At 54.7% G+C, this 12,760-nt stretch carries 10 protein-coding genes, 1 pseudogene and 1 riboswitch; of the genes and pseudogenes, 6 read left to right on the top strand and 5 right to left on the bottom strand.

Going from position 1 to position 12,760, the window contains the following annotated elements; translation table 11 throughout:
- The first annotated feature begins 25 nt into the window (after positions 1-25).
- Both ACR809_RS08525 and ACR809_RS08520 read left to right on the top strand, forming a co-directional pair.
- Positions 26-1,633: an FGGY-family carbohydrate kinase gene (locus tag ACR809_RS08525; protein WP_117097260.1), complete on the top strand. Its 1,608-nt coding sequence runs from the start codon at positions 26-28 to the stop codon at positions 1,631-1,633.
- A gap of 81 nt (positions 1,634-1,714) precedes the next feature.
- Positions 1,715-2,998 (top strand): RbtT/DalT/CsbX family MFS transporter, encoded by a 1,284-nt coding sequence (locus ACR809_RS08520; protein WP_004890769.1) that lies wholly within the window; start codon positions 1,715-1,717, stop codon positions 2,996-2,998.
- 58 nt (positions 2,999-3,056) lie between these two features.
- Here the strand turns inward: ACR809_RS08520 and fbaB are convergent, their stop codons facing one another.
- From fbaB to thiM, 3 genes are all read right to left on the bottom strand, one after another.
- A complete protein-coding gene (fbaB, locus tag ACR809_RS08515) occupies positions 3,057-4,109 on the bottom strand; it encodes a class I fructose-bisphosphate aldolase (RefSeq protein WP_002912704.1) in 1,053 nt (350 codons plus the stop codon).
- Between the two features lie 147 nt (positions 4,110-4,256).
- Positions 4,257-5,057: a bifunctional hydroxymethylpyrimidine kinase/phosphomethylpyrimidine kinase gene (gene thiD / locus ACR809_RS08510; RefSeq protein ID WP_004200471.1), complete on the bottom strand. Its 801-nt coding sequence runs from the start codon at positions 5,055-5,057 to the stop codon at positions 4,257-4,259.
- Positions 5,054-5,827 (bottom strand): hydroxyethylthiazole kinase, encoded by a 774-nt coding sequence (thiM, locus tag ACR809_RS08505; protein ID WP_012541053.1) that lies wholly within the window; start codon positions 5,825-5,827, stop codon positions 5,054-5,056. Before thiM ends, thiD begins: the two co-directional genes overlap by 4 nt.
- A 34-nt stretch (positions 5,828-5,861) precedes the next feature.
- Positions 5,862-5,959, bottom strand: a riboswitch (TPP riboswitch).
- Positions 5,960-6,982: 1,023 nt separating this feature from the next.
- On the opposite strand from thiM, the gene ACR809_RS08500 reads away from it, so the two are divergent.
- On the top strand, positions 6,983-7,918 hold the full coding sequence (locus ACR809_RS08500) for an alginate lyase family protein (RefSeq protein WP_225315333.1): 936 nt from the start codon (positions 6,983-6,985) through the stop codon (positions 7,916-7,918).
- 153 nt (positions 7,919-8,071) lie between these two features.
- On the opposite strand, the gene ACR809_RS08495 is transcribed toward ACR809_RS08500, so the two are convergent.
- Complete coding sequence (locus ACR809_RS08495; RefSeq protein WP_349815752.1) at positions 8,072-8,239, bottom strand: integrase core domain-containing protein; 168 nt, start codon at positions 8,237-8,239, stop codon at positions 8,072-8,074.
- A 51-nt stretch (positions 8,240-8,290) separates the two neighbouring features.
- On the opposite strand from ACR809_RS08495, the gene ACR809_RS08490 reads away from it, so the two are divergent.
- Positions 8,291-8,683 carry a hypothetical protein gene (locus ACR809_RS08490; protein WP_050767837.1) on the top strand — a complete coding sequence of 131 codons (393 nt, stop codon included), beginning with the start codon at positions 8,291-8,293 and terminating at the stop codon, positions 8,681-8,683.
- 31 nt (positions 8,684-8,714) lie between these two features.
- Positions 8,715-9,806, top strand: a pseudogene (locus tag ACR809_RS08485) (alkyl/aryl-sulfatase); the annotation flags it as partial.
- Between the two features lie 67 nt (positions 9,807-9,873).
- Here ACR809_RS08485 and ACR809_RS08480 read toward each other — a convergent pair.
- The gene (locus tag ACR809_RS08480) at positions 9,874-10,509 is read right to left on the bottom strand and encodes a helix-turn-helix domain-containing protein (protein WP_122051184.1); all 636 of its coding nucleotides are present in this window, start codon (positions 10,507-10,509) and stop codon (positions 9,874-9,876) included.
- A 203-nt stretch (positions 10,510-10,712) separates the two neighbouring features.
- Here ACR809_RS08480 and ACR809_RS08475 point away from each other — a divergent pair, with 203 nt between their 5' ends.
- Complete coding sequence (locus ACR809_RS08475; protein WP_122051183.1) at positions 10,713-12,689, top strand: alkyl/aryl-sulfatase; 1,977 nt, start codon at positions 10,713-10,715, stop codon at positions 12,687-12,689.
- Positions 12,690-12,760: the final 71 nt, after the last annotated feature.

The following is a 12,760-nucleotide window of genomic DNA, read 5'->3' as shown; positions in this document are numbered from 1 at the left end:
CCTGGCCAGCCTGTGAGAGGATGTGATGCAAAACGATACGCAAAACATTATTGGCGTGGATGTCGGTTCGGGCAGCGTGCGCGCCGGGGTATTCAATCTGCGGGGCGAGCTCCTCGCCCACGCGACCCGGGAAATAACCCTGTTTCGCAGCGCCGGAAACAAGGTCGAGCAGTCGAGCCGTGAGATCTGGCAGGCGGTGTGCTACTGCATTAAAACGGCGGTGGCCAACGCCGGCGTTTCGCCGTCGTCGATCGCCGGGATCGGCTTCGATGCCACCTGCTCGCTGGTGGTGATTGGCGATAACGATGCGCCGCTGGCGGTCGGGCCTTCGGACGATGCGGACCGCAATATTATTGTCTGGATGGATCATCGCGCCACCGGGCAGGCGGAAAAGATCAATGCCACGGGCCACCCGGTACTGCGGTACGTTGGCGGCAAAATCTCGCCGGAGATGCAAACGCCGAAAATTTTGTGGCTGAAGGAGAATCGCCCGCACATCTATCAGCAGGCGCGCCACTTCTTCGACCTCGCCGATTACCTCACCTGGCGCTCAACCGGCGATGAAGCCCGCTCGGTCTGCACGGTGACCTGTAAATGGACCTACCTGGCGCATGAACAACGCTGGGATGCCGGTTACTTCCGCCAGATTGGCCTCGAAGAGCTGGCGGATGAAGATTTTGTCCGCATCGGCCAGCGGATTGTCGATCCAGGCACCCCCTGCGGCGAGGGCCTTTGCGCCACGGCGGCAGAGGAGATGGGCCTGCCGATCGGCACGCCGGTGGCGGTGGGGATGATTGACGCCCACACGGGCGGCATCGGTACCGTCGGCGTGCTTAACGGCGCGGTCAACAATATGGCCTATGTCTTCGGCACTTCTTCCTGCACCATGACCACCACTCAGGAAGCGGTATTCGTCCCGGGCGTCTGGGGCCCTTACTATTCGGCGATGGTGCCGGGCTACTGGCTAAGTGAAGGCGGGCAAAGCGCCGCCGGCGCGGCTATCGACCAGCTGCTGAGCTTCCATCCGGCGGCGGCGGAAGCGCGCGAGCAAGCGAAAGCCGCAGGCGTCCCTCTACCGGTCTGGCTGGCGGATCGCGTTCTGACGCAAGTTGCTTCGCCTTCTGAAGCGGTAACGCTGGCCGCCGGTCTGCACGTCGTTCCGGAGTTTCTCGGTAATCGCGCGCCGCTTGCCGATCCCCACGCGAAAGCGCTGATTGCCGGGCTGGGGATGGAGCGGGACCTGGATAACCTGACCGCGCTGTACGTTGCCGGCTTATGCGGGATTGGCTATGGTCTGCGACAGATCATTGACGCCCAGCGCGCCTGCGGAATTGAGAGTGAAAATATCGTCATCAGCGGCGGAGCCGGGCAGCATCCGCTGGTGCGTCAGCTGTTGGCCGACGCCTGCGGCGTTAGCGTCGTGAGCACCGCCAGCCCCGAGCCGGTGCTGTTAGGTTCCGCCATCCTCGGCGCGGTGGCGGGCAGAGTCGCGGCTTCGCTGCCGGAGGCCATGAAGCAGTTTACTCAGGTGGACGCCACCTATCACAGCGAGACGGCGTTTAGCCCGCTTCATCAGCGCAGGTATGCGGCCTATAAGGCGCTACAACAGACCGGCAGGCTGATTCGCGAATAACATACCTCCTTATTTTATAACAATAATGCTCCGCTGCTGTGCAGCGGAGACACTCATCTGCACTCTGAAATCGAGGTCAACATGTCCGTTAATAACAAACAGTGGTACGGTCTACCGCTCAACCTCATCTGGGGATATGTCGCCATCGCCGTGTTTATGACCGGCGACGGCTTTGAGCTGGCTTTTCTGTCGCACTACATCAAAGCACTCGGATTCACCCCGGCGCAGGCTTCCTTTGCTTTTACTCTCTACGGTCTGGCTGCCGCCCTGTCGGCGTGGGTCTCCGGCGTGGTGGCGGAAATCATTACCCCACGCAAGGCCATGCTGATTGGCTTCGTGCTGTGGTGTGTGTTCCACGTACTGTTCCTCGTCTTCGGCCTCGGTCGCGCCAACTATGCGCTGATCCTGCTGTTTTATGGCATCCGCGGCCTGGCCTACCCGCTGTTCCTCTACTCCTTTATCGTCGCCATTATCCACAACGTCCGCAGCGACAGTTCCAGCTCCGCGCTGGGCTGGTTCTGGGCGGTCTACTCGGTGGGTATCGGCGTGTTCGGCAGCTATATTCCGAGCTTTACCATTCCCCACATTGGCGAAATGGGCACCCTGTGGCTGGCGCTGCTCTTTTGCGCCACCGGCGGCATTATTGCGCTGGTGTCGATGCGTCATACCGAAACGCCGCGCCATATGCAGAACCTGACCACTCGTGAAAAATTCGCCGAACTGGGGCGCGCGGCGACGCTGCTCTATACCAACCGCAGCATTCTGTTCTCAAGCATTGTGCGCATTATCAACACCCTGTCGCTGTTTGGTTTTGCGGTGATCATGCCGATGATGTTTGTTGATGAGCTGGGATTTACCACCTCGGAATGGCTGCAGGTATGGGCGGCATTCTTCTTCACCACGATCTTTTCGAACGTTTTCTGGGGGATTATGGCGGAGAAAATGGGCTGGATGAAGGTTATCCGCTGGTTCGGCTGCATCGGGATGGCGCTTTCCAGCCTGGCGTTCTATTACCTGCCCCAGCACTTCGGCCATAATTTTGCCATGGCGCTGGTACCGGCTATTGCCCTGGGGATTTTTGTCGCCGCGTTTGTGCCGATGGCGGCGGTGTTCCCGGCGCTGGAGCCGAACCATAAAGGCGCGGCCATTTCGGTCTATAACCTGTCAGCCGGGCTGTCGAACTTTCTGGCGCCGGCGATTGCCGTGGTACTGCTGCCCTATTTCAGCACTATCGGCGTGGTAATAGCCTATACCGCCTTATATATTCTGGCCTTCTTCCTGTGCCCGTTAATCCGCGTTGAACAGCCTGGCTTTACCAGCGATCAGCATGCGAAACCGTTTACCGCCAACGCGGCAGAGTCTTAATAAACCGCATCTGGTACAAACAACGAGCAATCCGGGCGGTGCCGCCCGGATTTTTGCCTTATGCGATAGTCACTTTGCCATCCAGATAAACATCCTGCACGGCATTGATCAGCTTCACGCCGTCGGCCATCGATTTCTTAAACGCTTTGCGGCCCAGGATCAGCCCCATGCCGCCGGCGCGTTTATTGATCACCGCCGTGCGCACCGCGTCGGCAAGGTCGGTCTCCCCGCCCGCCGCGCCGCCGGAGTTGATCAGCCCGGCGCGGCCCATATAGCAGTTGGCCAGCTGGTAGCGCACCAGATCGATGGGGTTATCGCTGGTCAGTTTGCTGTACACCCGGTCGTCGGTATAGCCGAAGTTAACCGCTTTGTAGCCGCCGTTATTCTCCGCCATCTTTTGCTTAACGATATCGGCGCCGATGGTGGCCGCCAGGTGGTTGGCCTGACCGGTCAGGTCAGCGGAAACATGATAGTCGACACCGTCTTTCTTGAACGCCGAATTGCGCAGATAGGCCCACAGCACGGTGACCAGGCCCAGCTCATGGGCCCGCTCAAAGGCGGCGGAAATCTCTTCTATCTGACGACGCGATTGTTCCGAGCCGAAATAGATCGTCGCTCCCACGGCCACCGCCCCCATATTGAACGCCTGCTCAACGCTGGCGTAGAGGGTCTGGTCGTATTCGGTGGGATAGCTCAGCGTTTCGTTATGGTTGAGCTTCACCAGGAAAGGGATGCGATGCGCGTAGCGGCGCGACACCGAGGCCAGCACGCCGTAGGTCGACGCCACGCAGTTACAGCCGGCTTCGATCGCCAGCTCGACGATATTTTTCGGATCAAAGTACAGCGGGTTGGCGGCAAAGGACGCGCCCGCCGAGTGCTCCACGCCCTGGTCAACCGGCAGAATGGAAAGGTAGCCGGTTCCCCCCAGGCGTCCGGTATTGTACAGGGTCTGCATATTGCGTAGCACCGCCGGTGGTCGGTTGTTATCCACCATCACCCGATCAACATAATCTGCGCCAGGCAGATACAGCTGGTCGGACGGAATGGTTATACAACGGTGCTGCAACAGGCTCTCGGCATCTTTGCCCAGCAACTGCGTAATATCAGTCATAGCAATCTCCCGTAAGGCCGGCCGAAGCCGGCATGCATTATCCCAACCCAATTTTTTTGGGCAGGTTAAGCCTGGTACCGACTTAGGCTATTTTCCAGCCGGGGGGCCATTTTTTCAGGAGATTCTGCTGTCCCGTTGCGCTGCCATTTACCACCAGGCGTGGAAATGGTGCACCGGCCCGATACCGTGGCCCACCTCCAGAGAGTCGGCCTGCGCCAGAGCCGCCGACAGCCAGGCCTTCGCCTCGGTAACGGTGGCTGCCCAGTCCGTGTGACGCGGGCGCAGCGCCGCCAGCGCGGCGGAGAGCGTACAGCCGGTGCCGTGGGTATTTTTGGTCTGCACTCGCGGCGCGGTGAACCGCTGTTCCCCTTCGCGGGTGAAGAGCCAGTCCGGGCTTTCGGCATCGTCGAGATGGCCGCCCTTCATCAATACCGCGCCGCAGCCCAGCGCCAGCAGCGCCCGCCCCTGCTCCAGCATTTCCCGTTCGTTACGCGCATGGGGGGCATCGAGTAGCGCGGCCGCTTCCGGCAGGTTCGGGGTGATCAATGACACCTGCGGCAACAATCGTTGACGCAGGGTCTCCACCGCCGAAGCCGACAGCAGCGGATCGCCGCTTTTCGCCAGCATGACGGTATCCAGCACCACGTTGGCCACCCGGTAGCGCGCCAGCCGCTCGGCCACGGCTTCCACAATATCGGTCTCCGCCAGCATGCCGATTTTGGTGGTATCGATACGCACATCGCTGAACACCGAGTCGAGCTGCGCGGCCACAAAATCCGGTTCGATGCGATAGACCGACTGTACGCCGCGGGTATTCTGCGCCACCAGGGCGGTGATCGCCGAGCAGCCATAGGCCCCCAGCGCGGAGAAGGTTTTCAGATCGGCCTGGATACCGGCCCCGCCGCTGGGATCGGTGCCGGCGATGGTCAGGGCGTTGATGCGTTTCATCCCTGCACCTCCTGATACAGCGCGTCGAGAAACGCCGGAATAAAGCTGCCTGGGCCTCCCTGACGGGCGGCGATCTCCCCGGCCTGCTTCATCAGCCCGCAGGCGGCGGCCACGTTTTCCAGCCGGTCTCCCGGCAGCGCCGCGCTCGCCGCCACCACCGCCGACAGTGCGCAGCCGGTGCCCACTACCCGGGTCATCAGCGGATTGCCCCCCGCCACGCTGAGCACCCGCTCGCCGTCGGTGACGTAGTCCACCTCGCCAGTGACCGCCACCACGGTGGCCAGCCGACGAGCCAGCGCCTGGGCCGCCGGCAGCGCCGCGGCGGCCGTATCGGTGGTATCCACCCCGCGCCCGCCGGCGCTCATCCCGGCCAGCGCCAGAATTTCAGAGGCATTGCCGCGAATGGCCGCCGGCTGGAGGGCCAGCAGCTCGTGACAAAAGGCCGTGCGCACGGTCAGGGCGCCGACCGCCACCGGATCCAGCGTCCAGGGCTTGCCGGCCTGACGGGCGTGCTCCACCGCGGCGCGCATCGCCACGGCGCGATCTTCGGTCAGGGTACCGACGTTAATTAACAGCGCATCAGCGATAGCGGCAAATTGCGCCGCTTCGCGGGGATCGATCACCATCGCCGGCGAGGCGCCGACGGCCAGCAGAACATTGGCGGTAAAGGTCTGCACCACGTCATTAGTCATGCAGTGCACAAGGGGGGAATGGGCGCGCAGCAGATGGCGCAGGTGCGCGACAGGCGCGGGATTCAACAGCTCAGGCATAGTTTGCTCCCGCCAGACGAGGTAGAAGCAATGACCCTGCGGTCTCTGACTTCCCTACGCTGGCATTATCCAGATCAGGTGGTACGGGTATTTCTCAGCCTTCAACGAAGAAGGGCACCCCGAGTCATTTAGTAAGAATTAACTTACTTTTTGACAGCTTAGGGGAAGTTGCCCATTGAGGCAAGCCTGCCGTACAGGCTATAGGGTTCTTACAATGAAAGTGAACCTGATCATTGAGCAGTCGTCTTCGGTTAGGTATACGCCACAAATTTAGTCATGTAACAACTAATAGCAAGAGGATAATATCGACATGAAGGTTTTATCCACCTAGAAAATAGTCAGCATTTATGACTTATGGGAAGACAGGCTTGTGTAAAGGGACTGTACTATAAATTGGCGATTTATGATGTTATTCTCTGCTGCTGATATAAGAGGCATTCAATCCTAAGTGACTAAATTTGATAGGTTATTTATTGCTTTGGAGCATAAATGTAATTATTTTTAGTAAATTTCATAAACCATATTGTATAAGAGGTTAACGTAAGCAGTTTTGAGTTGAAAGTATAACCAAAGGCTCAAAAGCGGTGGTTATAGTAACTACAAAAGGATAGATACCAGAAACACTTAGTACCAGCGTACAAGATGTGTGATGGTCCTTCAAATTCTTCTAAGCCTCATCCATTTTGTTTGTTGTTTACCAAAGAGTTATATCAATGATTCATCTCGTGACCAAGGACTAGTAACACCTCTTGTTTTGAGTCCATAGGTACGAAAAAGCGACATTTCTCAACTTAACGGTCTATACTTCGCAGGACGCACCCTTAAAAAAACAATAAAATCAATGTATTACTTTTTGATTCTTTTCGTTACAATGTTAGTTATTTACATTTTCTATACTTTAACTTAAAGCTTGCTCATGAGAATTATGAATTTATACTTTGCTCGATCTCATATCAAATAGCTTGTAATTTGGATCACTTGTGAGTAGTGGCATGACATTGCTTCCTCCAAGATCCAACAGGAATTAAACCAACTATCAATAGGTCAATCAGAATTATGCGAAATGTAGCCACTACTCTCCTGGCCGTTGCTTCAATCCTAGCAGTATGCCAATCATCCGTATCAGCACGGATGACATGTTCTATCAATGTCGACATGAAATACGTCAAGCCTCCAATTTCAAGAATTAAAGATGATACAGGCAATCTTCGTCCTCCATCACCGATGCAGCAGGTTCATACGGAAAGCATGTTAGCTGGGCAAGATATTTATATTCAAAGCATTAAATCGGAAAAAGATCTGCGCCTAATGTTAGTAAGTGCGATCGCATGGAAAAATGGAATGGGAAATGAGTGGTTTGAAGCATCGAAAGAATATCTTCTAGCTTGGATTAACACTTATGAGCCGGAATATCACCCCATAAATGAAACTGTTTTTGATCAATTAATTCAAACGTACGTAATTATTAAGTCAAATCTATCACCCCAAGAGCGCAGCGATATAAACAAATATTTATATAGTTGGGCAAATGGATACATAACTCGAATGAATAATGCACCAAAAGGAATATCTTGGTATAGTAACTGGCAAAGCCACAGAATTAAACTCATTACATTAATAGCTGTTGCAACAGATAATGATCACCTTTTTAACGAATCAAGAAGATTATTTAAAAAGCAAATTGAAGAAAACATGAATAGTGAGGGGGAGGTTGTTGACTTCAAACAACGAGATGCTATTCATTATGTTGTATACGACCTCCAGCCGCTACTACAGGCTGCACTTGCCGCAATGTCACGCGGTGAAGATTGGTACCATTGGACTGCTCCAAATAATGCGTCACTTGAAAAAGGAATAAACTGGCTGACCCCCTATGTCACAGGAGAAAAAACGCATAATGAATTTATAAATTCAAAAATAAAACTTGACGCCATAAGAAAGCAGCGCGGTCTAAAAAATTTCAATGGTATATTTCGGCCTGAGGAAGCTAAATCAGTTTACTGGTTAGCATCTGCATTCAATGCATCATATGAGCCACTAGCCTTGAAGCTCCTGGCTAAACCTCCTTTGATTATGGATTGGTGCAATTAATTTCATTTCAACAATAGTCATCTACATTATAATATGATGCATTCTGGTTAAGGATGCATCTTTTCGCAGTCCTAAGTCTCATTGGGTTAAATATATTGTCACATCAACATTTGATAACTCGCGGCAATGGCACAAATTCAGTGCAGTGCTAAATCAGAGCTCCTCGTCTTTCCGAAGACTTCGAATGAATTCAGCCAGAGTCGTGTCATTAAGTGACGAATGCTCCCTATCATGATTATATTCCCTGCGCCACTTGGCGAGTTTGTCCTGCGCATCTTCCCGTGGGAGGAACCAGTGAAAGTTTGCGCAGACTTTCTCAATAAACGGATTATCCTTTGGTTTTCCTAGGCGTGAGAAGTCCAGCGTGACACCGTGCCCATACAGCTATTTCCCCAGACTTTTCGAGATAAACTCGCTGCCGTTATCCGTCTGGATACGTACTGGCAAGCGCTTATTCAGCCCCCGTATTCCTTCCATTATGCTGACCACATCCTCGCCTTTCAGCTATATTCCGGCATGGTTAGCCAGACACTCACGACTAAAAATATCCACTACAGTCACCACCAGAAAACGTTGCCGGTTAAAAAGACTATCCGCCATGAAATCCCTACTCTAACACTGATTGATGTGCGTCAGACCCGAGCGCTGCTGGTGAAGTGCGGCACTGAAATGCTTGCAGGGGCGTTTTCTGCGCAGATTCAGCCCTACCTGGCAATAAATCCTGTGTGTTTAATTTTTGTTAATTTTCCAGCCTTCCCGCTATAACTGAATAGAAATACGTGGACAACCGAATAATATTAGGAAGAAGAAACTGATCGAATCCGCAGAGGATGTCACTCACACCCTGCATAACACTTACTCACTGCGCGGGGCGAAGATCCGTGAGCCGCTGCCGTGGTCGAAATATATCAACCAGGCGATCGTTCGCTGGGGCGATAAGGCTGAGATCATTATGGCCCAGCATCACTAGCCGACCTGGGGCAACGAGAACGTGGTGAACCTGCTGAAGAGCCAGCGTGACCTGTATCGTTATATCAACGACCAGACCCTGAGGATGGCTAACGAAGGCCTGACCCGCGATGAAATCGCCGCTAACTTTAAGCTACCGGACAGCCTCGCCAATACCTGGGCTAACCGCGGCTACTACGGCTCGGTCAGCCACGATGTGAAGGCCACCTACGTGCTGTATCTCGGCTGGTTCGACGGCAACCCGGCCACCCTTGACGAACTGCCGCCGGAAGAAGCGGCGAAGAAGTTCGTCGATTACATGGGTGGCGCGGATGCCATCCTGAAGAAAGCGAAAGAGGACTACGACCAGGGTAACTACCGCTGGGTTGCCCAGGTGGTGAGCAAAGTCGTCTTCGCCGACCCTAACAACCAGCAGGCGCGTAATCTGGAAGCCGATGCCCTGGAGCAGTTAGGCTATCAGGCGGAGTCCGGCCCGTGGCGTAACTTCTATCTCACCGGCGCCCAGGAGCTGCGTAACGGTGTGGTAAAAGGCCCGACCCCGAACACCGCCAGCCCGGACACCGTCCGCGCCATGACCCCGGAAATGTTCTTTGATTATCTGGCGGTCCATATCAATGGCGAAAAAGCGGGTAACGCGAAGTCGGTGTTCAATATCGATCTCGGCAGCGATGGCGGCCAATATAAGCTGGAGCTGGAAAACGGCGTGCTGAACCACACCGCGAATGCGCAAGCCAAAGAGGCGGATGCCACCCTGACGCTGGATCGCGCCACCCTGAACAAAATCATCCTCAAAGAAGAGACCCTGAAGCAGGCGGAAGATAAGGGTGAGGTGAAAATCAGCGGTAACGGGGCTAAACTCGATGAAATGCTTGGCTATATGGACCCGTTTGACTTCTGGTTTAACATCGTGACGCCGTAATGATTCGCTGACGGGCGTCGTGGGTAGCAGGGCGGTGAATGCCGCCTTGTTACCTTCTCAGCGACGTTTAGTACTCTGCGGGCAACGGTCGATCGATAGAGATAAGCTTGCCACGTTTCATGGTGATATATCCCCCCGCCTTTAAGTCCGCCAGCACGCGAAAAACATGGGTACGCGAAAGATTGGTACGCCTGATGATAAATAACGCCAGTCCCTCATTTTCACCCTCATGCGTATGCTGCCGATACAGATAGCGATATAGCATCGGGCGAATCGTCTGATAGCTCGTCACCTGACGGCGTTCATTGTGCAGGTCGATGGTAAAGATACTCATGAACACCAGCACTTTCGCCAGCGCCTCAACGCGCTGCGGGTGATTATTAATGAACAGACGATCGAAGGTCGCGTAGGTAATTTTACGCAGCGTCACCGGAGCGCTACCGATATATTCAAATTTCGCCATCGGGCAATATCGCTCCATCAGGCCAATCGGCATATGCTCAATGGAATTACCAATACTCAATCCATTATCCGGCATTAATATTGATAACGAACCCTCGGTACAAAAATAAATATATCCTGACTCCGGACGCCATTTTTTACTGGCGGCGAGAATAACCTCTTCACCTTCCACGAGGATATCGGCAAAAAAGTCGGCTATGGCTAACATTTTATAATAACTATGTATTTCCTGGAAATTCATCCTCTACCCTCGCCTGCGCCGTTAGCGACAGTATAGCAGTCCTCGCCTGCTAAAGACGAGAGGATCCTTTGGCGGCGCCGCGCCAGTCCCATATGGGACTATTCAGCGAAATATTAGTCTTTAGAATAAACCGCAAGCCATTCACTTTTTAAGCGGGAAATATTGCTTTTATTCCCACGTAATAAATTACCTGAGAGGTAGTGATGAAATTAAATCAGAGAGCCAAAAATCTGGCGCTGGCCGGAATGTTATCGTCTTTGTCGATAACCGCCTTTGCCGCCGCGCAACAACAGGATGCCACACCGGCCACGCGGGAGGCGAATCAGGCGCTATACCGCAAACTGCCGTTCGCGGATAAAACTGACTTTAACAACGCCCATCAGGGCTTTATCGCGCCCCTGCCGCCAGCGATGCTCAAAGGCGCACAGGGAAATATTATCTGGGATCCCGCCAAATATGATTTCGTCAAAGAAGGCGAAAAGGCGCCGGACACCGTCAATCCCAGCCTGTGGCGACAGTCACAATTGCTCAATATCGGCGGCTTGTTCAAAGTTACCGACGGCGTTTACCAGATCCGTAATCTCGATCTTTCCAATATGACCATTATCGAAGGCAAAACCGGGATTACGGTCATCGACCCCTTGCTGAGCGCCGAACCGGCCAAAGAGGCTCTGGCGCTCTATTTTGCCCACCGGCCGAAAAAACCGGTGGTGGCGGTGCTGTTTACCCACAGCCATGTGGACCACTACGGCGGTATCCGTGGCGTAGTCGATGAAGCTGACGTGAAAGCCGGTAAAGTGAAGATTTACGCCCCTGCCGGCTTTATGGAGGAAGCGGTTTCCGAGAACATCATGGCCGGTACTGCGATGAGCCGCCGCGCCAGCTACATGTACGGCAACCTGCTGAAGCCGGACGCTAAGGGACAGGTCGGCGCCGGTCTCGGCACCACCACCTCGGCGGGTACCGTTACGCTGATCCCGCCGACCCACTACATTACCCATACCGGTCAGCAGGAAGTGATCGACGGTCTGACCTATGACTTTATGATGGCGCCGGGCTCGGAAGCGCCGTCGGAAATGCTGTGGTATGTCAAAGAGAAGAAAATGATCGAGGCGGCAGAGGATGTGACCCATACCCTGCACAACACTTACTCTCTGCGCGGCGCCAAAATCCGCGATCCGCTGGCGTGGTCGAAATACATCAACGCCGCCATCGACCGCTGGGGCAACGAGGCGGAAGTGATTATCGCTCAGCATCACTGGCCGACCTGGGGGAACGACAATATCGTGAAGCTGATGAAAGGTCAGCGCGATATGTATCGCTATATCAACGACCAGACCCTGCGTATGGCGAACTTAGGCATGACCCGCGATGAGATCGCCGCCAACTTCAAGCTGCCGGATTCGCTGGAGAAACAGTGGTCCAGCCGCGGCTACTACGGTTCCGTTAGCCACGATGTGAAAGCGACCTACGTCTTCTATCTCGGCTGGTTTGATGGCAACCCGGCCACCCTCGACGAGCTGCCGCCAGAACAGGCGGCGAAGAAGTTCGTGGAATATATGGGCGGCGCCGATGCCATCATGCAGAAAGCCAAAGCCGATTACCAGCAGGGGAACTACCGCTGGGTGGCCCAGGTGACCAGCAAAATCGTCTTCGCCGATCCTGACAATCAGCAGGCGCGTGATCTGGAAGCCGACGCCCTGGAGCAGCTCGGATATCAGGCGGAAGCCGGGACCTGGCGCAACTTCTACCTCACCGGCGCTCAGGAGCTACGTAACGGCGTGCAGAAACTGCCTACGCCGAACACCGCCAGCCCGGATACCGTGCGGGCGATGACGCCAGAAATGTTCTTCGATTACCTCGGGGTGCATATCAACGGCGAAAAAGCCGGGGCGGCTAAAGCGGTCTTTAACATCGACCTGGGTAAAGACGGCGGCAAGTACAAACTGGAGCTGGAAAACGGCGTGCTTAACCATACCGCCAATGCGGTGGCGGACAATGCCGACGCCAGCATCTCGCTCAGCCGCGACACCCTGAATAAGATTATCCTCAAGCAGGAAACGCTGAAGCAGGCTGAAGCTCAGGGCAAGGTCAAGATTAGCGGTAATGGCGCTAAGCTCGATGAGATGCTGAGCTACATGGACACGTTTGCCTTCTGGTTCAATATCGTCACACCATAAGCGTTTAACGCGGACATCCCCCGTCGCCGGTCAGGCCGCGGGGGATTTTTTGATCCCCCCCGCCACGATAA

The organism is Klebsiella sp. CD33, assembly GCF_051992865.1.
GTDB classification, from domain to species: Bacteria; Pseudomonadota; Gammaproteobacteria; order Enterobacterales; family Enterobacteriaceae; genus Klebsiella; species Klebsiella pneumoniae.
Note: the sequence above shows the minus strand (reverse complement) of the source record. Positions and strands in the feature narration are given on the sequence as shown.

Bases quoted from the DNA above. Each gene is read 5' to 3' on its own strand.
- thiD (WP_004200471.1), bottom strand. From the start codon at position 5,057: ATGAAACGCATCAACGCCCTGACCATCGCCGGCACCGATCCCAGCGGC.
- ACR809_RS08500 (WP_225315333.1), top strand. From the start codon at position 6,983: ATGAAATACGTCAAGCCTCCAATTTCAAGAATTAAAGATGATACAGGC.
- ACR809_RS08480 (WP_122051184.1), bottom strand. From the start codon at position 10,509: ATGAATTTCCAGGAAATACATAGTTATTATAAAATGTTAGCCATAGCC.
- ACR809_RS08520 (WP_004890769.1), top strand. From the start codon at position 1,715: ATGTCCGTTAATAACAAACAGTGGTACGGTCTACCGCTCAACCTCATC.
- fbaB (WP_002912704.1), bottom strand. From the start codon at position 4,109: ATGACTGATATTACGCAGTTGCTGGGCAAAGATGCCGAGAGCCTGTTG.
- ACR809_RS08475 (WP_122051183.1), top strand. From the start codon at position 10,713: ATGAAATTAAATCAGAGAGCCAAAAATCTGGCGCTGGCCGGAATGTTA.
- thiM (WP_012541053.1), bottom strand. From the start codon at position 5,827: ATGCCTGAGCTGTTGAATCCCGCGCCTGTCGCGCACCTGCGCCATCTG.
- ACR809_RS08525 (WP_117097260.1), top strand. From the start codon at position 26: ATGCAAAACGATACGCAAAACATTATTGGCGTGGATGTCGGTTCGGGC.